Source organism: Chryseobacterium sp. CS3K3.1, from assembly GCF_059515165.1.
In genome coordinates this window covers 97,486-118,284 of sequence record NZ_JCAKRV010000011.1, presented here as the reverse complement: position 1 = coordinate 118,284, position 20,799 = coordinate 97,486, and the positions used below count along the sequence as shown (strand labels likewise).

The following is a 20,799-nucleotide window of genomic DNA, read 5'->3' as shown; positions in this document are numbered from 1 at the left end:
ATCAAAAATACAGGCTTCAACTGCAAAATGTTGAGGCCTTTTGTGTAAAAAATATAAAACAATGTCAGAAGATAACGAAGATTTTTTAGATGAAGAATTATTAGATTCCAACAGTATCGAAAACATCGATATTGACGAGGAAAATAAAGGTTTGTATGAACATCTTAATATCACTGTTGACAGTAAACAGGAACCATTAAGAATTGATAAGTTCCTTTTAATATACAGACAGAATTCTTCAAGGAATAAAATTTCACAGACCTGCAGAGCCGGAAATGTTATCGTGAATGGAACTGCGGTGAAACAGAATTACCGGGTGAAACCGGGAGATCAGATTTCAGTTTTGCTTACGCACCCTCCAAGAGAAAATGTCATTATTCCACAGGATATTCCGGTGAATATTGTTTATGAAGATGATGATCTTGTTGTAGTGGATAAGGAAGCAGGAATGGTGGTACACCCAGGATTTGGAAACTGGGACGGAACACTGGTGAACGCACTGGCTTTCCATTTTGAAAAGAACGGGGAGAAATCCGATCTTGACAGAGTAGGGCTTGTACACAGGATTGATAAAGATACATCAGGGCTGTTGGTGATTGCGAAGAATGAATATGCATTGAGCTTCCTTGCCAAACAGTTCTTTAACAGAACTACAAAGAGACTGTACTGGGCTTTTGTGTGGGGAAATATGCAGGATGATGAGGGGACCATCAGAGGCCACATCGGAAGACATCCTAAAAACAGAATGCAGATGTCCGTTTATGAAGACGGCAGTCAGGGGAAACACGCTGTGACCCATTATAAAGTCCTTGAGAGATTCAAATATATGACCTGGGTAGAATGTAAGCTGGAGACGGGGAGAACCCATCAGATCAGAGCACATTTCAGACATATCGGCCATACTTTGTTTAATGATGAAAGGTATGAGGGACATACACCTTTGAGAGGGGTAAATCTTCCCAAATACAAGCAATTTATTAAAAATGTTTTTGAAATTTTGCCAAGACATGCCTTACATGCCCATACCCTTGGATTTATACACCCAACAACAAAGAAGGAATTATATTTTGAGAGCCCAATGCCCAAAGATATGGCGGATGCTGTAAAAAAATGGAGAAATTATTTGGAAAACTAAAAATATATTGAGATTTTTTTTATATTTGTTGAATTGAAATCAAGATTTGTTATGAGAAAACTATATGCTATCGTATGTTTAGCTCTTTTGTCAAATGCATACAAAGCACAAGAATCACTACCATACTATCAGCAATATCTTTTGGATGGTGAGTTCCTGTTCAACCCAGCTCAATACGGAAAAACAGATTACGTACAGCTCAACGCCAATTATCAACAACAATTTTCAAAATTCAGTAATTCTCCGAATGTACAGTCAATCGGGATCAATGCGAATATCTTTGATAGAGTAGGTGCTGGTATTTCCGTGTTCAGAGACAGTAACGGACCGATCTCTGCGGGTGGTATCACGGCTGGTGCTTCATATTTTATTCCGCTAAGTAGTGAAGGAGACAGAAAAGACCAGTTCTCTTTCGGTACAAGTGTTAACTTCTATAACATGAATTTTGATTATTCAAAAATCAATACTGAAGAAGGGGGTGACCCATTATTGAGAGGTGAAGAAAGCAACATCTTCATGGTGTATGCCAACTTCGGTTTGGCTGCTACCTACAGAGGATTATTCGGGGGTGTTTCCGTAAATGATATCGCGTTAAGTAATGATGCCTCTATCGTAAACAACTACGAGCCTTCTCCAATTAAATTCTTCTTAAATTTAGGATACAACTGGAACATTGCTGATAATATTACCATTGCACCGTCAGCATTGATCAACCTTAACACAAACTCAACTAGAATGATCGACTGGAACCTGATGGCGACATTCTCTAACGATATCAACGCATTCTCTTTCGGGGTAAGCTACAGAACGGTTCAGAACAGATTTGACAATCAGGACCTGAGTATCTCTCCAATTGTAAAAGTAAGATTCAACAAATTCATGATCGGAGCTACGTATAACCTTGGATTATCTGATATCCAAAGCTATGGAGGAAACAGCTTCATGATCGGTCTTGGATATAACTTCGACAACTTTATTAATGCTAGAGGATTTAGATACTAATTAATTTAATTTAAATAAATTTGAGCTCTGAAATTTTTCAGAGCTTTTTTTATGATATATATTCACATCCCGTTCTGTAAACAAAAATGCAGCTATTGTAACTTTCATTTTTCAACATCCCTGAATTTCAAGGATGAAATGCTTCGTGCCATGAAAACTGAAATACTGCTAAGAAAAGATGAATTACAGAACAAAAACCTGAAATCCCTGTATTTCGGGGGGGGAACTCCTTCTATTCTTTCTGCGGATGAAATTAGTTCTTTAATAGACGAAGTATTACGATATTTCAGTTTTGAAAAAGATATAGAAGTTACTCTGGAAGCCAACCCCGATGATCTGGATAAAAATTTTTTAAAACAGCTTGCCGGAACACCTGTAAACAGATTGTCCATCGGCACACAAAGCTTCTTTGAAGAAGATCTGAAACTGATGAACAGGGCTCACAGTGCTTCTGAAGCAGAAAGCTCTATCAAACGGGCTCAGGATTTCGGTTTTGAAAACCTGAGTATTGATCTGATCTATGGTTCGCCCACATCCAATCTTGAAATCTGGAAAGAAAATCTGAATAAAACAATTGCTTTAGAAGTTCCTCATATTTCATCTTATGCATTGACGGTTGAGCCCAAAACGGCTTTGGAAAACTGGATCTCCAAAGGGAAAGTAAAAAGTCCCCGGGAAGAAGAGCAAAACAGGGAATTCTATTATCTATCCGACTTTTTAAAAGATCATGGTTTTGAACATTATGAAGTTTCCAATTTTGCCAAACCCGGTTTTTACTCACGACACAATTCTGCTTACTGGAAATACAATGAATATCTTGGAATAGGACCATCAGCACATTCCTATAACGGATTTGATGTCCGAAGCTGGAATATAGCCAATAATCAGCAGTACATCAAAAAACTGAATGATAAACTTCTTGCCAAAGAAGAAGAAATTCTTTCCCAGGAAGATCAGTTTAATGAAATGATTATGATTGGCTTACGAACCATCTGGGGAGTAGATCTGGAAAGTTTAAAAAATAAATTTTCAGAGAGATTATTAGAACATTTTCATAGAGAAATCAAAGCTAAAATGGAGGAAGGTATTTTAATCATTGAGAATGAACATTTAAAAATTCCTGAAAAACATTGGTTTATGGCAGACGGAATTGCTTCAGATTTGTTTATTGTATAATGTTTGTATGTATACAGCATGCCATAAAATTCACTATTTTTGTATAAAATTTCAACTCATTTGAAAACGAAAAAACAAGATTATTCACATCTTTCACCCAACCAGCCTATCGGAATTTTCGACAGCGGAGTAGGAGGTCTTACCGTTGCCAAAGAAATCAAAAGACTTCTTCCTAATGAAGATTTGATCTATTTTGGAGATACAAAGCACCTTCCATACGGAGAAAAATCCAAAGATGCGATTATTGAATATTCTACAAAGATCACCAATTTCCTGCTTGAGCAGAACTGTAAAGCGATTGTAATTGCCTGTAATACGGCAACGGCTAATGCTTTGAATGAAGTGATGCAGTCGGTTGCAGGAAAAGTTCCTGTCATAGACGTTATTAATCCTGTAGCCGAAAAAGTGTCATACGAAATCCATAATAATGTAGGCGTAATTGCTACCAAAGCAACCGTGAATTCAGGGCTCTACAAAAAGAGTATCCGAAAGCATAATAAATGGATCAAAGTAGACGAACTGGCAACACCATTATTGGTTCCTGCTATTGAAGAAGGGTTTAAAAATCATCCGATTACTCATGCTATTATTTATAATTATTTAAGTAATAATAAATTAAAGAATATCGAAACGTTGATTCTGGGCTGTACTCATTATCCTCTTTTAATTGATGAAATCAAGCAGTACTACGGAAACAGAGTCCGTGTCATTGACTCTCCGAATATTGTAGCCAATCATCTGAAGATCATTCTTGATAAGTATAATCTTTTACATGATCATAACTCAAAGCCTAATTATCATTTCTATCTGTCGGATATTACCAAGAATTTCGAGAAAATTTCAAAGAAGTTCTTTGGAAAATCCATTGACTTAGAATTGAAAGTATTATAAAAAAAAAGTCTGCCTCATATTGAAGCAGACTTTTTTATTTATTAAATTTTGTCATTACGAAATCAAGTTTTCAAAGCACAAAAATTTATTTTCGATAAAATTATATGCTTTTTTTAGTTCCCACAGATTTCACAAATTCCACGGATAATAACGTTTTTAAAATTAAAAGATGACTAAAAATCTGTGTCCTCTGTGAAATCTGTGGGGAAATAATGTTCAATTTCATTCGTGTTTGTTGCGAAAGAGATTGTGAATTTGTGTTTAAAATTACGCTTCCACAATTACTTTTTCAGCCTCCAGTCTTTTCTTAGGATTAAATTTAGGCTGGTTTGCATCTGCTTCATCTCTTTCCCCGATGGCTACGGCAAATAAAGTTTCGTATTTTTCATTGTTCAGGATCGCATCATAACCTTCAGGTTCAATTCCTTCCATTGGGGTAGAATCTATTCCCATCGCTGCACAGGCAGATAAAAGAACTCCTAATGATAAATATACCTGATGGCCAAGCCATGATTTTATAGCTTCTTCTCCTTTAGGTTTTACCATAGTTCGGTAATAATTAACAGGGCCTTCCGGAAGGTTTTCCTCTATTTGTTTTTCAAAGTTTTCTATGTTTTTCATCACCTGAAATACAATGATGTGGCTGCTGTCCAGCACTTTTTCTTTATTAAAATAAGATTTGTCCCCCAATTGCTTCTTCAGTTCAGGATCATTTACGAAAATAAAATTCCATGGCTGGCTGTTAATAGATGACGGGCTTAAATTTAAAATCTCCTGAAGTGCTGCAATTTGCTCTTCACTGATTTTTCCCTGGGGGTTATACTTTTTTACAGTATACCTGTTTTTCATTTGGTCTAAAAAGTTCATAATTTTATACTATCATTTTTATAGTTACAAAATTAATTTAAGTTTCCTAACTTTGCAATAACGGTAAAAAATGATAGTATAAAAATGTATACAATAGATAATAAATCGTATCCCTGCTGTACCAGCGTGACAATGAAATTTATAGGAGGGAAATGGAAAGCAGTGATTTTACATCACCTTATTGGCGGTGCTAAGCGCTATAACGAGATAAGAAAGTCTATTCCTACCATTACGGAAAGAACATTGAGTTTGCAGCTAAAACAACTGGAAGAGGACGGAATTGTTGACAGGAAAGTTTTTACGGAAAAGCCTCCTTTAGTGGTGGAATATGAATTAACAGACTTTGGAAAGACACTTTTACCTGTTTTGGAAGCGATAACAAAATGGGGCGAAGAATCTCCTGTCATCTCCAAAAAAATAATCAGGAATTAAAGTTCCTGATTATCTTCTTTATTCGGTTCAAAAAAACTGAAACTTACGTTTCCATATTTTCGGGTATCTGTTAAATTCGGATGGTCAAATTTCATGCGGCTTTGGTGTTCTACAATAAGGACTCCGTTTTCTTTCAGGTATTTATTGTTTAAAACCAGAGAAATCAGCTCGTGGTATTTTTTCTCTTCCATTTCAAAAGGAGCATCAGAAAAAACAATCTCAAATGATTTTTTATTTCTGAATTTTTTAAGCCAGTCGAAAACATCTCCTCTCTGTACATTGATCTGAAGTGCCATATCAAGCTCAGAAGCCGTACTGTTGATAAATGCCGTATGCTTTGGGTTCATTTCCACGGAAGTTATATTCTGGCATCCTCTGGAAGCAAATTCCAGGGTAATAGAGCCAATTCCTGCAAAAAGATCAAGCACGGAGATCGACTGCATATCGTATTTGTTTTCCAGAATGCTGAATAAAGCCTCCTTTGCAAAATCGGTGGTAGGTCTTACTTCAAAGTTTTTAGGAGCGGCGATTTTTTTGGCTTTCCATTTGCCTGATATGATTCTGAACATATTATTGTTAGGGGTTAGATGGTAGGTTCTAGGGATTAGGGATTAAAATTATACATCATCATTATCTTTTAATAAGGCTAATTCCTTATTCCTAAGCCCTTGTTCCTTAATTAAGTATAAAATTCTTGTTAGGAATATTGTCAAAAACAATTTTCAGGTTTTTAACAAATTTCTGAAGTTCGGAAATGAACGTTTCATTTTCCGTAGTTTCTCCATAAGCATAAAAGCTGGTTTCATTGATTCCGAAACCTATCTTGCTCAATGTAAACATAATGAAGTAAAGGAAATCTACTTCAGAATTGACATCCAGATTATTATAAAGAATGATTTTCTTATTATCAATCGCAAAAAACTCACACTGGTTATGATAGAGGTTGATGTGAATTTCCTTGCTGGTTTTATTATTGATCGAACTTAGAAACTTTTCCCCGGAGAAATTAAAATGAACCGGTAAGGCCAGCTCTTTTATTTTTTTATAATAGTTTTTCGGGAAAGTATAATAAAACTGAATATTAAATTTTTTGTTGATCGAAAGCATCAGCTCTTCTTTTTCTCTGTCAGTCGGAGCGTTGAAAGCAATCAGATCAAATCCTGCCTCATGCTCAGAGAAGCCTTCCGGCATCAGCGTAAAATGATTCAATGCTGAAATCACATGGATCTCGTCGTAGCGCTGCTTAATAAGAACTTCGTCCAGCTTTTGGTCAATAAGATTGGCTGGTGTCTCTTCAGTAACGAAATAAGACTTTTCCTCCAGAATGTTTTTGTTTTTAACAATCTGGCAGATCAATCCGTCTTTGGTAAAAAGTAAATTAAGTACGTTCATATTTCAATTCCTGCAAATTTAGTGAAATTCTACCATTACCGCACCCGATTGGTGGTGAAGTATTTCCTTATTATAAAAATCAATATTGACCTGGCTTTCCAATACATCCCGGACCATCCTCTGCAAAGTACCGTCACCAATGCCGTGAACAATTTCCAGTCTTTTCAGGTTGTTCTTTCTGCAAAACTCAATCACTTCAATCAGTTTTTCCTTTTGTATAAACAATCTTTCAAAGCTGTCATAATCATTGGGATTCTTTACCAAATTATGAAAATGCAGGTCTAAAACCAAATGATTTTTCTGATGTTTCTTGGAAATGATTTTTTTAGGTTCCGCTTTTCTTACAACTCTGATATTTTCATACAGATCAGCATCTTTCGGAACAAGTTTTTCCTTGGGATATTGATGGGTAAATCCATATTCATCTTTAAAAACAACAATATTTCCCTTCACGGAAGTAATTATCCCGCTTAAATCCTCATCTACTACCGAAACCTTATCGCCGATCTTCATAATTTTTACAGGTTTGTATGAACCAATATTTGTGCAAAGGTAGAAAGTAAAATGGATGAACACAAACTCCTTACTCCCAATCCCCCCTAAATTCTCAAACGCTCACACTCTCCAACCCTAAAACTCTCCAACCCTCTCACTCATCAAACTCTAGGTCCCAGTTCAATCACCTCCAGCTCTTTGATTTCCTCACCGTCTACCACAAACCGCATCATTGTTCTCACTTTATGCCAGCCCTGTTTTCCGCAGGCTCCGGGATTCAAATGGAGGAGATTGTTTTTCTCATCATACATCGCTTTCAAAATATGAGAGTGGCCTGAAATAAACAATTTCGGAGCCTTTTCTGCCATTTCTTTTTTCGTAAGTGGAGTATATTTTCCCGGATAACCTCCGATATGGATCATGAGAACTTCCAGTTTTTCACAAAAGAAACGGTTCACTTCCGGAAATTCTGCCTGAATTTTAGCATTATCAATGTTTCCGTAAACGCCCTTCAGAGGTTTTATTTTTTCCAGCTGTTCAATGACATCCAGACTTCCGAAATCCCCGCAATGCCATACTTCGTCAGCCTGAGAAGCATATTCCAGGATACGGTCATCAATATAAGAATGGGAATCGGAAAGAAGAAGAACTTTTGTCATTATCTAAAGGTTCTTTCAGTGATATTTTCGTGGTATTTATCTTTAAAAACAGCCACACGGTCAGGATTAAGCTCCCCGTCATGATTGATTACTCTTTCTTTCAACAGCCATTTTACCAGTTTTTCCATTCCTTTTTTGGAATTCATAAAATTGGATATTTTGCTCATATCTGTCGATTCTATTTTTGTTTTTTCGGTCAGAAAATTCAGAATAAAATAATCATCATTTACATATCTTGGGGTTTCATTATCCATATACCGGTAAAGAAGAACTTCCTCATCATCTTTCATGGAGAAAAACGAATACTGGGCTGCATTGATCTTTTCAGCTTTCAGAATCTGCTTTCCATCCAATAAAACTTTATCATCTTTGATGGTTATATCCTGAGAAAAATATAAATTACAGCTTATCATCAGTAAGAAGAAAGCCAATAATCTGTTTAGTGCCATTTTATTATTTTTTTAAGACTGCAAATATAAAGAAGCTCCATCAACTTATTCCGACCTTAGTCTGTGATATTTTTTGTTTTTCTGATAGAATCCATTTTCTTTTCAATATCTGCGCTGAAAACCTTTTTCAGTTTCAGTTGATTCTCTGTAAGCTTTGAAATTACAAAAGTTCCGGTCATATTGGTATTGGAAGGAAATACTAACGTTACTGTAGAGTCTGAAGCTTTTTTCCAGCTCCCGATATAACGGTCCGGCTTTTCATTTTTTTTATTAACAGTTTCTTCCAGGGTATCATATCTTAAAGTAGATTTAATCAGATTTCCTGTGATTTTTCCATTTTTCTGAAATCTGATTCCTTCTCTTCTCGCTTCAAAACCATCCTGTTTTTCATAAGTATAAATATAAGTATCCATTTTACTGAGATTCCAGGTTTGTAAAAGTAAAGGATTGGCAGTTCTGTCCTGGGCTTTGATACCGCTGACTGCGAAAAGAGAGAAAATACAGATACAAATAGGCTTTTTCATGAATACAACTGATTTATCGTAAAGTTTTAGCACGGCTAAAATGAGCGTCGCTTAATATTTAGTAAATTTGGGAAAATTAAAATAAACAATGAAACAGAAACTTTCTTTTTTCATTTTTCTTTTAACCGTAGGATTAGCCAATGCTCAGGTTGAAGAAAAAAAGCTGGATGAACTGATCCAAAATACCCTGAAAACCTTTGATGTACCGGGAATGTCGGTAGGAATTGTGAAAGATGGCAAGATGATCTATTCCAAAGGGTTTGGAGTACGTTCTCTTACAACAAAGCAGCCAATGGATGACAATACGCTGGTAGGGATTGCTTCTAACTCAAAAGGCTTTACCTGTACAGCATTAGCCATCTTAGCAGATGAAGGAAAACTGAACTGGGATGATAAAGTTTCAAAATATATTCCTGAATTTCAAATGTATGATCCTTATGTTTCTCAAAATGTTACGATCAAGGATCTTGTTACCCACAGAGCCGGATTAGGACTTGGACAGGGAGATCTTATGTTTTTTCCTGAAGGAGGAAATTTAACCGTTAATGATATTGTGCATAATGTGAGATATCTGAAACCGGAAAATCCTTTCAGAACAAAACTGGATTATAACAATATCATGTTTATTGTAGCCGGAGAAGTAATCCACAGAATTTCCGGATTAAGCTGGGCGGAATTTATTGAGCAGCGAATTATGAAACCTGTAGGAATGACTTCAAGTTTCGGAAGCTACAGCAGAGCAAAGGCTGTTGCCAATAAAATTGATGCACACGCTCCGGTAGACGGAAAAGCAATTGCTGTTCCCCACGACTGGAACGAAACGGGTAATGCAGCAGGAGGAATTATGAGTAACATTAAAGACATGACCACGTGGGCGGAATGTCTCCTAAATAATTTCACCACAAAAGATGGGAAAAAACTGGTTTCGGATAAGAATGTTCAACAACTTTGGAGCTTGCAGATTCCAGATAGAGTGGCTGCGAAAAATCCTTATGATACAAGTTTCTACGGATACGGTTTAGGATGGTTTCTGAGTGATGTGAAAGGACATAAACAGGTACAGCATACCGGTGGACTGATCGGAACCGTTACTCAATTTACTTTAATTCCCGATATGAAACTGGGAATTGTAGTATTGACGAACCAACAGTCCGGAGCAGCTTTCAATACCATTACGAATACCGTTAAAGATTCTTATCTTGGGGTTGCCGACAGAAACTGGCTGAAAACCTATAGCGAAAGAATGTCTAAAATGGAAGCCGAATTCAGCAAACAAAAGAAAGATGCTTTTGCAAAATCTGAAGCCTTCAAAAAAGAAAAAGCGCAGCAGCCAAAAGCAGAACAGTTTACAGGAACTTACAATGATATTTGGTTTGGTGATGTAGAAATTACACAACAGGGAAATAGCTACAGAATTTCGTGCAAAAACTCTCCAAGGTTAAAAGGAGGGCTGCTTCCTTATTCCAATAATTCTTTCATTATCAAATGGGACGACAGAAGCTATGATGCGGATGCCTATATTATTTTCAGCTATGACGAAAACGGAAAAGCAGAATCTGCAAAATTGAAGGCGATTTCTGATGTAACAGATTTCAGTTTTGACTTTGATGATCTGGATTTGAAGAAGAAATAAAATAGAGATTATAAAATATTCTATGGAGAACGGGCGTGGGTCCGTTCTTTTTTTGTTTGTTAACTACGAATGCCACTAATTTATTCAGATAACACTCATTTTAATGATTATTGAAAATTAAAACTGAAATAATTCAATAGGAACGGGCTAAAGGTCGTTTTTTCATGTTTACAGCGATAATGGCTTTAGCCGAAGGACCACCCCGTCAAAAATTCTTTGAATTTTCGCCACCCCTCCGGTGGAGGGGAATAGGCAGTCGGTAACAGGAATGTTGGTTTATTGTACAAGATTCAGATCCTGATTTGCTAACGTAAGTTCTGTGTTAAGATGTTGCTTTTCAAAGAAATTTTTTAGTTCAAGTAATCTTTTTTTATTATCATAATGGATACTTGAATTCAGTTTTCTTTGGCAGAGTGAGCAGGCTCTGGCAAGATGATAATCAGTTTCCGATAATGAATTGGTTCCGTTCATCACGCAGTTGGCATTCAGACAATGGCTGATTCCAAACATGTGCCCGATCTCGTGTGAACTGATTTTTATTAATCTTAAAAGACTTTTGTTAAAATTAGAATCTGTTAATTGTCCGTCTGCAAATCGGTATATAGAGGTTACTCCCACGCCATCCTCATATGAAGCCAGTCCGAATACGTAATTCCATTCTGGTAACGGAAAAAGGTCTTTCTCCGTAATACCCATTAATACAATAGCATCTTTAGGTTTTCTTTTGATCAGAATACTGTCCAGTACATATCCTGCAAGAACCTGTTCCTGTCCTTCCTTTGAAATTCTTTTAACTTTTTCAGGGAAAATAGTGTTGGGTAAAACAGGAAGAACCTTTGTTTCCTGCTGAAAATAGGTTTTTAAATAGTGTTGGGTAAGTGCTATTTCTTTTTTCTGAAGTTCATCGAATGTTCCTATAGGCTGAAGATAAATAATATTTTTTCCGGGTTGTGATTTTATCTTTTTTAATTTTTGAAAATCTTCAAATGTCTGGAAATGCTCATCATGATTATACCGCCAGCTTCCGGGTTTTGGAGAAGAGGAAAGTTTGATGTCATTGAATGCAATAGATTCATAGTAATTTTTCTTCTGTTTCTGACAAGAGAAAAGAAGGGTAATTATTGTAACATAAAAAAACAGAAAAGTGAAATTATATTTTCCCCGGTTCATAAAAGAATAGCAGTTTCTTTTTGGCACCGTCGAACTCTGACCAGGAATCACAGTCTACCTCAAAACCCGCCACTCCGCAAGTGGGGAAATGGAAAATATCCTCAGAAATGGAATTGGCAAAATTGGAAATTCCATTATTGTGAGAGAAGAACGCCACCGAAGTCAGGTTGTCATCCAGATCATAAATTACAGATTCAAAGCTTCTTTCCGAAGGGTTATATAGTTTTTCATCAGTTGAACAGTTCAGCTGATAGGCCTGATTGAAAATCTTACAGGTATTCAGTGCACGAACCGCAGGGCTCGATACAAAATGATCAATAGAAATATTATTGCTTTTCAGGAATCTGGACATGTGCATAGCATCCTCCAAACCTTTGTCTGCCAAAGGTCTGTCAAAGTCCTCCGTTTCCTCCGGCCAGTCGCTTTTTGCATGTCTTACGAGGATGAGTTTCTTCATATAATTGTTTTTTGGAAGATTAAAATTATAAAAAAAATAATGGAATAAAACATGATTTATATAAAAAAACTGCGTTATGAATAAAATCAGTAAATTTTACTAAATTTGCAGACTTATGGGACAAATCCTTGCAATAGACTACGGAAAGGCTCGTTGTGGTATCGCTGCAACCGATGATATGCAGATTATAGCCAGTGGGCTGGAGACTGTGGAGAACCGTTTTTTAATGGAATTTTTGAAAAAATATTTCAGTGAAAATAATGTAGATGAAGTAGTGATTGGACTTCCCATAGATTTGAAAGGAAATGTTTCGGAAGTGGAAACCGATATTCTAAAATTTATAGAAGAATTTAAAAAAGAATTTTCGGATATTGCAGTTCACCGTTTCGATGAAAGATTTACATCCAAAATGGCTTCTTTTTTTATTTCCCAAAGTGGAAAAAACAAGAAAAAGAGGCAGGAAAAAGGATTAATAGATAAAGTAAGTGCAACCATCATGTTGCAGAATTTTTTAGAACAAAGATTAAGATGATATTACCGATAAGAGCTTTTGGGGATCCTGTTTTGAGAAAAGTAGGAAAAGATATAGACAAAGACTATCCCGAATTACAGGAACTGATAGATAACATGTTCGAAACCATGTACAGCGCAAATGGCATAGGTCTTGCAGCGCCACAGATTGGTTTGGATATCCGTCTGTTTGTAATAGATGTGACGCCTCTTGCAGAAGATGAGGATTATGAAGATATTAAAGATGAGTTGGCAGAGTTTAAAAAAGTATTCATCAACGCTCAGATTCTTGAAGAATCAGGGGAAGAATGGAAGTTCAATGAGGGCTGCCTTTCTATTCCGGATGTAAGAGAAGATGTGAAAAGAAAAGGGACAATCGTTATTGAATATTATGACGAAAATTTTGTGAAACATACAGAAACTTTTTCCGATATTAGAGCCCGCGTAATTCAGCATGAATATGACCACATTGAAGGGATTTTATTTACCGACCACCTGAGTGCTCTGAAGAAGAAACTCGTAAAAGGTAAGCTGACAAAAATCTCTCAGGGTGACGTAAACATCGGTTACAAAATGAGATTTCCAAAATAATTAAACAAGGATTAAAAAGAAATAATAAAAAGCAAAAAGCTAGTGCTGATTGCAGAATTTACAAAAAATAAAATTATGCTGTTAGAAAAAATAATTTCAATTTCTGGAAAACCAGGACTTTTCAAATTAGTTTCTCAATTAAGAAACGGATTCATCATTGAAGATGTTACCTCAAAGAAAAAAGTAAGCATTGGAAACTCAAGCCAGGTAAGTTTATTGGACAATATCGCCATGTTTACATTTGAGAAAGAAGTTCCTTTGTTTGAAGTATTTGAAAATATTGCTAAAAACAACGACTATAAGGAAACTATCTCTCACAAATCTTCTGATGCAGATCTGAAAGATTTTATGTTGGCATCTCTTCCAAACTATGACACAGAAAGAGTATATTCTTCTGATATCAAGAAATTGGCTCAGTGGTACAACATCCTTCAAAAAGCAGGATATATTACGCCTGAGAGCTTTGTGAAAGCAGAGCCTGAAACTTTAGAAGGTGAGCCAGCTGAAGAAGTAAGCATTGAAAAAGAAGCTAAAAAAGCTCCAAAAGCAGAAAAGCCAGCAGCTCCGAAAGTTAAAGCGACTTCAGCAGCTAAATCAGCTCCAAAGAGTACACACAGAAAACAAGGATAATTCATTTGAATTAAAAATATAAAACCTTGTCTGGAAATCCGGACAAGGTTTTTTGTTTTCTGGCAGTAAATAATTGGGGGTAATATTCCAAACCTAACAGGTTTTTGAAACCTGTTAGGTTTACATATCAAATCTATCCTAAATTCTGCACTCTGCAACTTTTACTTCCAACGTTTGTAATGATGCCCGAATAACCCTTACATTTGTATAAGATTGAATTTCCCATTATTTATGAATACGAAACAAGAGAAACTGGAGGCCTTCGGAAGATTACTGGATATTATGGATGATTTGCGTGAAAAATGTCCATGGGATCAGAAACAGACGTTAGAATCCCTTCGTCATCTTACCCTTGAAGAGACGTATGAACTTTCAGATGCTATTTTGCAAAATGATTTACAGGAAATAAAGAAAGAGCTGGGCGATGTCCTGCTTCACCTTGTTTTTTATGCTAAAATAGGTTCTGAAAAAGGAAGTTTTGACATTGCAGATGTTATCAATTCCCTGAATGAAAAGTTGATCTTCCGTCATCCTCATATCTATGGAGATACTGAAGTGAAAGATGAAGAAGAAGTGAAGCAGAACTGGGAAAAATTAAAATTAAAGGAAGGAAATAAGTCTATTTTGGGTGGAGTTCCGAAAAGTCTGCCGAGTTTGGTAAAAGCCTACAGAATTCAGGATAAGGTAAAAGGAATCGGTTTTGAATTTCATGATGCAGAAGATGCATGGAAAAAAGTAGATGAGGAAATTCAGGAGTTTCATGCTGAAACGGATTTGGATAAAAAAGAACAAGAGTTGGGGGATGTTTTCTTCTCTCTGATTAACTATGCCAGAATTTCAGGAATCAATCCGGATTCTGCATTGGAAAGAACCAATCTGAAGTTTATTTCAAGATTTCAAAAGATGGAAGGTCTTGCCGAAGAACAGGATCTGAAACTGGCAGACATGTCTCTGGAAGAAATGGATGTTCTTTGGGAACAGGCAAAAAAACTTTCATAGTTGCCGATTGGAACAATTAATGCTTCTTATATTCAGTTAAAAAAATAAAAAATAAATATGTTACGTTTCCTTATTTTACCTGCTTTGCTTTTATTGAGCTGCAATCCAAAAGCTCAGAATTCCCCTGCTAAAGAGGATGAACTGAAAGTCCAGTTTACCTTACCTAAAAAGTTGAAGGAAGTTTCCGGAATTACTTTGTCAAAAGATAAGAAAACCATCTGGGCAATAGAAGACAAGGGAAATAAAAATGCAATATATGGCCTGAGTGATAAAGGTGACATGCTGGCAAAAATACCGGTAGAAAATGCTGAAAATACGGACTGGGAAGACATCATATCCGATTCTCAGGGAAATATTTATATCGGAGATTTTGGAAATAATGACAATAACAGACAGGATCTGGCGATCTTAAAAACAGATTTGAAAGACAGCAAACAAATTGTAACCAAAGTTATCCAGACTACAAAATTCCATTATCAGGGGCAGACAGAATTTCCTCCGAAAAAGTCGAACCTGTTGTACGACTGTGAAGGTTTTGTTGAAATGGATGGCAATTTTTACTTATTCACCAAAAACAGGAGCAAAGGTTTTGACGGAACCTTTCTTGTATTCCAGGTTCCTAACAAAGAGGGTGATTTTGAAGCTAAGCTAATAGGAAAATTAAAGCTTGATGGGGGGTATAATGATGCTGCGATTACCTCTGCGAGTATCAACAGCACAAAAGATAAAATCGTGTTGCTTACCCATAAAAATGTTCATGTTCTTACCGGATTTGCTGCTAACGATTTTAATTCTGCTAAAATTCAAAAAATTCCTCTGAACCATAATTCCCAGAAGGAAGCTATTGTATTCTTTGATGATAAAACATTAATGATCGCAGATGAGAAAGGGAAAGATGAGGGGGGAAATGTGTATAGTTTTTCTTTGTAAAAAACAAACCTCTATAAAAATTCAAACCCCACAGAGAAATCTGTGGGGTTTTGAATATATGAATGTTAATGAAGTGATTGACGTTTGTATTGTTTATGGAGTCAGATATGAGATATGAATATTTCCGCTGGATAATCTGAAATCCTGAGTATAACGGCAGCGTATTCTGAAGGATTCTCCCGTATTGAAAAAGTTAATGGAGGAAAGATTATGATTCAGTCCTGTTGTACGCTCACCATGGCCCGTAGATATGCCTGCTAACGTTGTGAGCGTAGGGGAAACTTTTTGTATGTATGAATTAGCTGTTCCTGCAGTTTGTCCTGATGGATTTAAATTAAGATCGTAGGTAGCATAAGGAACAATATTATAAAATCCAGGTTTTACTACTGTGAAAAGTCCTGTTGTAGAATTGTACGTTAAATATGCATTATCAATCTTATTACTCACATTAAAGACATAGGTTTGTGAATAACTTTCATGAGTATTGACTGGTGTAGAATGCGTACCTGTATAACTTCCACTAGCCGGGCTGATGTCTGTTTTGTTTCCAACAAAAACTACCTTTAGAAAGTTTTCTGACTCAATTGTTTTCCAAACCGGCGCATTCCCTGCTCCGTTAGACATTAAAACTTCACCTTTGTTTCCGGAATTTCCCTTTGTTCTATCGTCTCCGCCTACATTCAGATCTTTAACAACCTGAAGGGAACCGTTGACATGCAATGTATGTTGGGGAGTTGATGTTTTAATCCCTATCTGTGCATTTAACTGGATGAACATGACAAATAAAGCCATATAGAATAGTTTTTTTTTCATCATTTGTTGATTTTTTGTTGCCACAAATATAAAATGTTTTTAAAATGTCAATTTTTTAAGGAATTGATAATCATATTAAACTATGTCTAGTTTTGACTTATATAGCTGAAAATATGACCTTTATTTAAAAGCCATATTTATTTTATCAGTAAAAAATGTGAGTTGAAAATTTGAATTATTAATTTTTATTTAAATTGAAATTTTTCAAATTTTTAATTTAAAACAGTCTAAAATACTGTTAAACAATGTTTTATATTGAGTATTTGATGGTGGTACTCATTTCAAAATTGAGAATTAATTTTTTTAATGGGCCAGATTAAAATTTCATTCCCACTCCGGCAGAAATTCTTCCACCATCTGAACCATAGAAATAATTTAATCTTGCAGACATCATTTCCACAATACTCAGCCATACTCCTGCACCCACAGACTGATGCCATTTTCTGGAATTTTCATCGTCATTCCATACACGGCCGGTATCGTATCCTATTAGAATTCCCATGTTGGCAGGAGCAATATTATTTCTTACCCTTCCAAAATCCCATCGGATTTCTGAGTTATTGGTGAAATAGGATCTTCCTGAGAATCTTTCGTTTCTGAAGGCTCTCATTCCATTATTACCTCCGATAGCCGCTGCCTGATAAAATTCAAAATTATTGTTATTGATCCACATCACATTGCTGGAATTGGCGAATACAAATTTCCCTTTTTTATCAATCCTGTGGTCAATGGCCAGTTTTCCTTTTACAGTTACGAAATTCTTATTAAAATCAGAAAGAGTTGCTTTCCAGTCTGCATTCAGCATAAATTCCAGTCCAAGAGTAGGGAAGGCCGTATTATCAGCATTTTTATAACCAAAGGTATAGTTGGCTCCAACAAACTGCTGGCTGTTGAATACGCCAGGTCTCACATCCGGAGACTGGTTGATGAAACGGTCAGCTTTTCTTTGTACTTTATTATCTTCAAAAGTCAGTTGAAACTGGTGGCTGAGATTCATCCAGCTCTTTTGAGAGATGGAAGGAGCAAAGTTGAACTTGGAAATTCTGGCTCTATTGTATTCTCTTTCTGTGTCTTCCTTATCATACTCACTTTCATTGGAAAGTCCAAAGAAGTTTTGAGAAAATCTTGGAGTCGTATAGAATGCATCAAGGTTAATATCCCAACCTGAGATTGCTTTTTTAAATACACCTTTGTACGTAAGGCTAAATCCTGCAGTTGCCGTATAAAAATTAGCTTTTAAACTGTGCCTCTGAGTAAATGGATCGCGGATAAAATTATTTACTGTGTAATTGGCCAGAACGCCTACAATCACACCGTCATCCGGGTTGTAATCCAGGTTTGGATATCCGGCAACGGAATTATATTTAGGATGCTTATAATTATAGCTGTTGATGTCATAATCATCCGTAATGTTTTTGGTTGCATTTCCGGAATTGTAAGTGTTTTTCTGGGATTTAAAATCATAGATTTTCACTTTTCTTCCATCTGCAACGTTGTAGGTATCATGATTATATCCGCCAACCAGTCGGATCGTCATTTTAGGATTTCCGCTTCCGGTTACTACATAGGTGTCATCATCTTCCAGTCCGTAGATCCATAATTCTTTTGTTTTCGAATCATGATACGTCTTTTCAAAAACCAGTTCATTCTGATCTTTATTTTTACCCAGGTAATATTGCTGTACAAGGACGGAATGTCCATTTTTGGTGATGACAAACTTATCAGGATTTACCGTTCCTGCCAAAGGAACTTTTTTCTGCAGTACATCATAATACTGAGTGGCATAGCTCTGAAGTTTCGTCTTTCTTATTTTAAGTTTTCTCTGAATTTCAGCAATGGTATCATCCTGCACTTCTTTCGGAAGATTGTGGAAAGCGTCATCAATATCCGCATCGGTCAGATGCTCCTGAATATACTTTGCCTGCGTTTCCCATTCATTCTGGTCTGCACCTTTTAAGAATACAAGATCCATCGGATAAGGTTCCATAGCGAGCCATTTTACACTGCTGATATCTTCTGTAAAGGTTTTCATATGGCGGATGGCAGGAACATTCATAATGATTTTAAAGGCTGCTCCATCATATTTACTGAATGCCTGATCTCTGTCTTTTGGAATGGGTTTATAAATCACTTTATCACCCTCTTCATATTGAGCCCATTTCCATTGGTCTGAATGTCTGTCCCAGTCTCCGATAAGCATATCAAATAATCGTGCTCTGATATAGGATTCTCTGTCAACAGAATATTTATCACTTTTGTTAAGGTTTTTTAGTACATCATCTGTAGAAACGATATCTTTGGCATGATCCAGATAAGCCAATGTTTTAGGATCGGAAGAAAAACGCTCCTCAATCATATACATTTCATCCCCGTAGTTTTCGTTATATCTCCCCAAAGCCTGCTGCTTGGGAATGTAATACAGTTTAGGATTACTGTGGAAAATACCCAGTTTTTCTGACATATTTCCAATCGTAAATGGAGTAAACGGATGATTGGTCGTATAAAAATCAAGTAAAAATTTTTCAGGGAATGTATCTGCAAGTTCTTCTCCCAATGTGCTTTTCTGGAAAGCCATATTGTTAAGAAAGCGGATGGCACTTTTTTTCACTCCACGCATGACGAATTCCTGTCCGTCTGAAGATTTCAGCCGTAAACTGTTGGATTGGTTTCCTCCACCTTCCCGGAAAGGAATATACCCTCCGTTCAATTCCGAAAGATTGGCGGTTGGTGCCTCAATAGGAATTCCATAATATCTTCTGTAATGATCTCCCCAAAGCCAGCGGTAAAACTTTCTTTTTTCCGTAAGCGCTACCGGGTAAATGGTGGAAGAAAATGTGGCAGGAAAAGAATTAGGGAAGTTATTAACGAATACATCCGGTTTGGAAATCACGGAAATATGAGTGAGCTTTTGAAGTTGGGCATCTTTGGTTGAAAAATACTCAACATCTGTACTTTCATCTTTTCTGAAATTTAAAACCGCAAAACCACTTCCTCCGTAGGAAAAGTCTGTTTTTTCTACAATCGTAGACGGATCTGTTTTAGAGCCTGCTCCACTGATAATCTGTCTCAGGTTTCCATCTTCGTGATATTGCAGGTTATGATCATGTCCGGACACGAAAATAATATTTTCCTTATCCTGAACTATACTTTTCAGTCTGTTGGCTAAGTCTGCATAATGTTGATTATTAATATCTTCAGGACTGGCTCCTGAGGAACTTCTTAAGATATTGATGACACTTGCCACCACAGGAACAGGAACTTTACTCTTTAAAGGAAAGAGATGGGATTTTGCAGAATTAAAACCTGCATGTGTTCCGCTGCTGATGATGGGATGATGTAGGGCAACAATTATTTTTTTTCCCTGATTTTTAATGATCAGATCTTTAAATTCTGTGAAAAAATCTTCACGGGTTTTGATGTTGCAGTTTTTGTTGATTCCCGGATAATTATCCCAGTTCGCTATTACCCATTCTGTATCGATGGCAATGAGCTTGATATCTTTGGAAACATTGATATCATCAATAGGACAACCGTTTTTAGGTAGGAAAGCTTTTTTATCATCAAGATATTTTTTAACCAGTGCTTCCTGGTTATTCAATCCTTCCAGTCCATTGTACCAATCATGGTTCCCCGGAATTACAAGTGTTTTCCCTTTGAAATTTTTGGTGATAGCAAGCTGATTTTCCAGCTTTTGTTTTGCCAGGGCATAATCTTTATCTGCTTCTTTGGGCATACCATTAGGATAGATATTATCGCCCAGAAAGATCAGCATAGAATTGCTGTCGGCAGAATCCAGCTTACTTTTCAGTAAATTCAGTGTTTTTTGTGCCTGAGGTTCATCTGAGTTTCCTGCATCTCCAATCAGAAAGAGTTTAAAATCATTATCGGATTTTATTTCGGAATCTTTTACTTCAAATAAGTTTTTGCCCTTTTGCACGTTATAGGTAGCACAGGAATAAAGGACTCCTGCGGACATTACTGTTCTAAGAACAATAGAAGTATTTTTTAGATGAGTTTTAAAGGATAAATTCATAAATTTACATT

The 20,799-nt window shown here is 36.3% G+C and carries 22 protein-coding genes; 11 read left to right on the top strand and 11 right to left on the bottom strand.

Annotated elements, in window-relative coordinates:
• Positions 1 to 61: 61 nt before the first annotated feature.
• Genes AC5YGI_RS12455 through murI form a run of 4 tightly spaced genes read left to right on the top strand, consistent with a single transcriptional unit; the run spans position 62 to position 4,204 of the window.
• Positions 62 to 1,135: an RluA family pseudouridine synthase gene (locus AC5YGI_RS12455; RefSeq protein WP_171006329.1), complete on the top strand. Its 1,074-nt coding sequence runs from the start codon at positions 62 to 64 to the stop codon at positions 1,133 to 1,135.
• A 51-nt stretch (positions 1,136 to 1,186) separates the two neighbouring features.
• Positions 1,187 to 2,137 (top strand): PorP/SprF family type IX secretion system membrane protein, encoded by a 951-nt coding sequence (locus AC5YGI_RS12450; RefSeq protein ID WP_110011724.1) that lies wholly within the window; start codon positions 1,187 to 1,189, stop codon positions 2,135 to 2,137.
• 51 nt (positions 2,138 to 2,188) lie between these two features.
• Positions 2,189 to 3,313, top strand: coding sequence for a radical SAM family heme chaperone HemW (gene hemW / locus AC5YGI_RS12445; protein WP_496168505.1), 1,125 nt, complete (start codon positions 2,189 to 2,191; stop codon positions 3,311 to 3,313).
• 60 nt (positions 3,314 to 3,373) lie between these two features.
• On the top strand, positions 3,374 to 4,204 hold the full coding sequence (gene murI / locus AC5YGI_RS12440) for a glutamate racemase (protein WP_110011736.1): 831 nt from the start codon (positions 3,374 to 3,376) through the stop codon (positions 4,202 to 4,204).
• Between the two features lie 267 nt (positions 4,205 to 4,471).
• Here the strand turns inward: murI and AC5YGI_RS12435 are convergent, their stop codons facing one another.
• Complete coding sequence (locus AC5YGI_RS12435) at positions 4,472 to 5,071, bottom strand: nitroreductase family protein (RefSeq protein ID WP_446106761.1); 600 nt, start codon at positions 5,069 to 5,071, stop codon at positions 4,472 to 4,474.
• 84 nt (positions 5,072 to 5,155) lie between these two features.
• Here AC5YGI_RS12435 and AC5YGI_RS12430 point away from each other — a divergent pair, with 84 nt between their 5' ends.
• On the top strand, positions 5,156 to 5,503 hold the full coding sequence (locus tag AC5YGI_RS12430) for a winged helix-turn-helix transcriptional regulator (RefSeq protein WP_034693356.1): 348 nt from the start codon (positions 5,156 to 5,158) through the stop codon (positions 5,501 to 5,503).
• Here the strand turns inward: AC5YGI_RS12430 and AC5YGI_RS12425 are convergent.
• The 6 genes from AC5YGI_RS12425 to AC5YGI_RS12400 form a co-directional block, all read right to left on the bottom strand.
• Positions 5,500 to 6,072: an RsmD family RNA methyltransferase gene (locus AC5YGI_RS12425; RefSeq protein WP_227942389.1), complete on the bottom strand. Its 573-nt coding sequence runs from the start codon at positions 6,070 to 6,072 to the stop codon at positions 5,500 to 5,502. The genes AC5YGI_RS12430 and AC5YGI_RS12425 overlap by 4 nt on opposite strands.
• A 106-nt stretch (positions 6,073 to 6,178) precedes the next feature.
• Entirely contained in the window at positions 6,179 to 6,895 is a 717-nt protein-coding gene (locus AC5YGI_RS12420; RefSeq protein ID WP_110011729.1) for a DUF3822 family protein, read from the bottom strand.
• A gap of 18 nt (positions 6,896 to 6,913) precedes the next feature.
• Positions 6,914 to 7,408: a DUF8465 domain-containing protein gene (locus tag AC5YGI_RS12415; protein ID WP_330745254.1), complete on the bottom strand. Its 495-nt coding sequence runs from the start codon at positions 7,406 to 7,408 to the stop codon at positions 6,914 to 6,916.
• Positions 7,409 to 7,551: 143 nt separating this feature from the next.
• Complete coding sequence (locus tag AC5YGI_RS12410; RefSeq protein WP_496168503.1) at positions 7,552 to 8,049, bottom strand: metallophosphoesterase family protein; 498 nt, start codon at positions 8,047 to 8,049, stop codon at positions 7,552 to 7,554.
• Positions 8,049 to 8,498, bottom strand: a complete 450-nt coding sequence (locus AC5YGI_RS12405; protein WP_496168502.1) for a hypothetical protein — start codon at positions 8,496 to 8,498, stop codon at positions 8,049 to 8,051. The genes AC5YGI_RS12410 and AC5YGI_RS12405 overlap by 1 nt, the downstream gene beginning before the upstream one ends.
• Positions 8,499 to 8,554: 56 nt before the next feature.
• On the bottom strand, positions 8,555 to 9,022 hold the full coding sequence (locus AC5YGI_RS12400) for a hypothetical protein (RefSeq protein WP_330745257.1): 468 nt from the start codon (positions 9,020 to 9,022) through the stop codon (positions 8,555 to 8,557).
• An 88-nt stretch (positions 9,023 to 9,110) separates the two neighbouring features.
• Between AC5YGI_RS12400 and AC5YGI_RS12395 the strand changes: the two genes are divergently transcribed.
• Positions 9,111 to 10,655, top strand: a complete 1,545-nt coding sequence (locus tag AC5YGI_RS12395; RefSeq protein ID WP_496168501.1) for a serine hydrolase — start codon at positions 9,111 to 9,113, stop codon at positions 10,653 to 10,655.
• Positions 10,656 to 10,931: 276 nt separating this feature from the next.
• On the opposite strand, the gene AC5YGI_RS12390 is transcribed toward AC5YGI_RS12395, so the two are convergent.
• Together AC5YGI_RS12390 and AC5YGI_RS12385 are read right to left on the bottom strand one after the other, a co-directional pair.
• On the bottom strand, positions 10,932 to 11,825 hold the full coding sequence (locus tag AC5YGI_RS12390; protein WP_496168500.1) for a Zn-dependent protease: 894 nt from the start codon (positions 11,823 to 11,825) through the stop codon (positions 10,932 to 10,934).
• On the bottom strand, positions 11,806 to 12,282 hold the full coding sequence (locus tag AC5YGI_RS12385) for a SixA phosphatase family protein (RefSeq protein ID WP_330745260.1): 477 nt from the start codon (positions 12,280 to 12,282) through the stop codon (positions 11,806 to 11,808). The genes AC5YGI_RS12390 and AC5YGI_RS12385 overlap by 20 nt, the downstream gene beginning before the upstream one ends.
• A gap of 115 nt (positions 12,283 to 12,397) precedes the next feature.
• On the opposite strand from AC5YGI_RS12385, the gene ruvX reads away from it, so the two are divergent.
• From ruvX to AC5YGI_RS12360, 5 genes are all read left to right on the top strand, one after another.
• Entirely contained in the window at positions 12,398 to 12,814 is a 417-nt protein-coding gene (gene ruvX / locus AC5YGI_RS12380; RefSeq protein WP_496168499.1) for a Holliday junction resolvase RuvX, read from the top strand.
• Positions 12,811 to 13,383 carry a peptide deformylase gene (def, locus tag AC5YGI_RS12375; protein ID WP_110009647.1) on the top strand — a complete coding sequence of 191 codons (573 nt, stop codon included), beginning with the start codon at positions 12,811 to 12,813 and terminating at the stop codon, positions 13,381 to 13,383. The genes ruvX and def overlap by 4 nt, the downstream gene beginning before the upstream one ends.
• 75 nt (positions 13,384 to 13,458) lie before the next feature.
• A complete protein-coding gene (locus AC5YGI_RS12370; RefSeq protein WP_330745261.1) occupies positions 13,459 to 14,013 on the top strand; it encodes a DUF5606 family protein in 555 nt (184 codons plus the stop codon).
• Between the two features lie 231 nt (positions 14,014 to 14,244).
• The gene (gene mazG, locus AC5YGI_RS12365; protein ID WP_454511517.1) at positions 14,245 to 15,012 is read left to right on the top strand and encodes a nucleoside triphosphate pyrophosphohydrolase; all 768 of its coding nucleotides are present in this window, start codon (positions 14,245 to 14,247) and stop codon (positions 15,010 to 15,012) included.
• Positions 15,013 to 15,069: 57 nt separating this feature from the next.
• Entirely contained in the window at positions 15,070 to 15,942 is an 873-nt protein-coding gene (locus AC5YGI_RS12360; protein ID WP_496168498.1) for an SdiA-regulated domain-containing protein, read from the top strand.
• Positions 15,943 to 16,035: 93 nt separating this feature from the next.
• Here the strand turns inward: AC5YGI_RS12360 and AC5YGI_RS12355 are convergent, their stop codons facing one another.
• Positions 16,036 to 16,758: a hypothetical protein gene (locus tag AC5YGI_RS12355; protein ID WP_146207843.1), complete on the bottom strand. Its 723-nt coding sequence runs from the start codon at positions 16,756 to 16,758 to the stop codon at positions 16,036 to 16,038.
• A gap of 313 nt (positions 16,759 to 17,071) precedes the next feature.
• Positions 17,072 to 20,788, bottom strand: coding sequence for a metallophosphoesterase (locus AC5YGI_RS12350; protein WP_496168496.1), 3,717 nt, complete (start codon positions 20,786 to 20,788; stop codon positions 17,072 to 17,074).
• Positions 20,789 to 20,799: the final 11 nt, after the last annotated feature.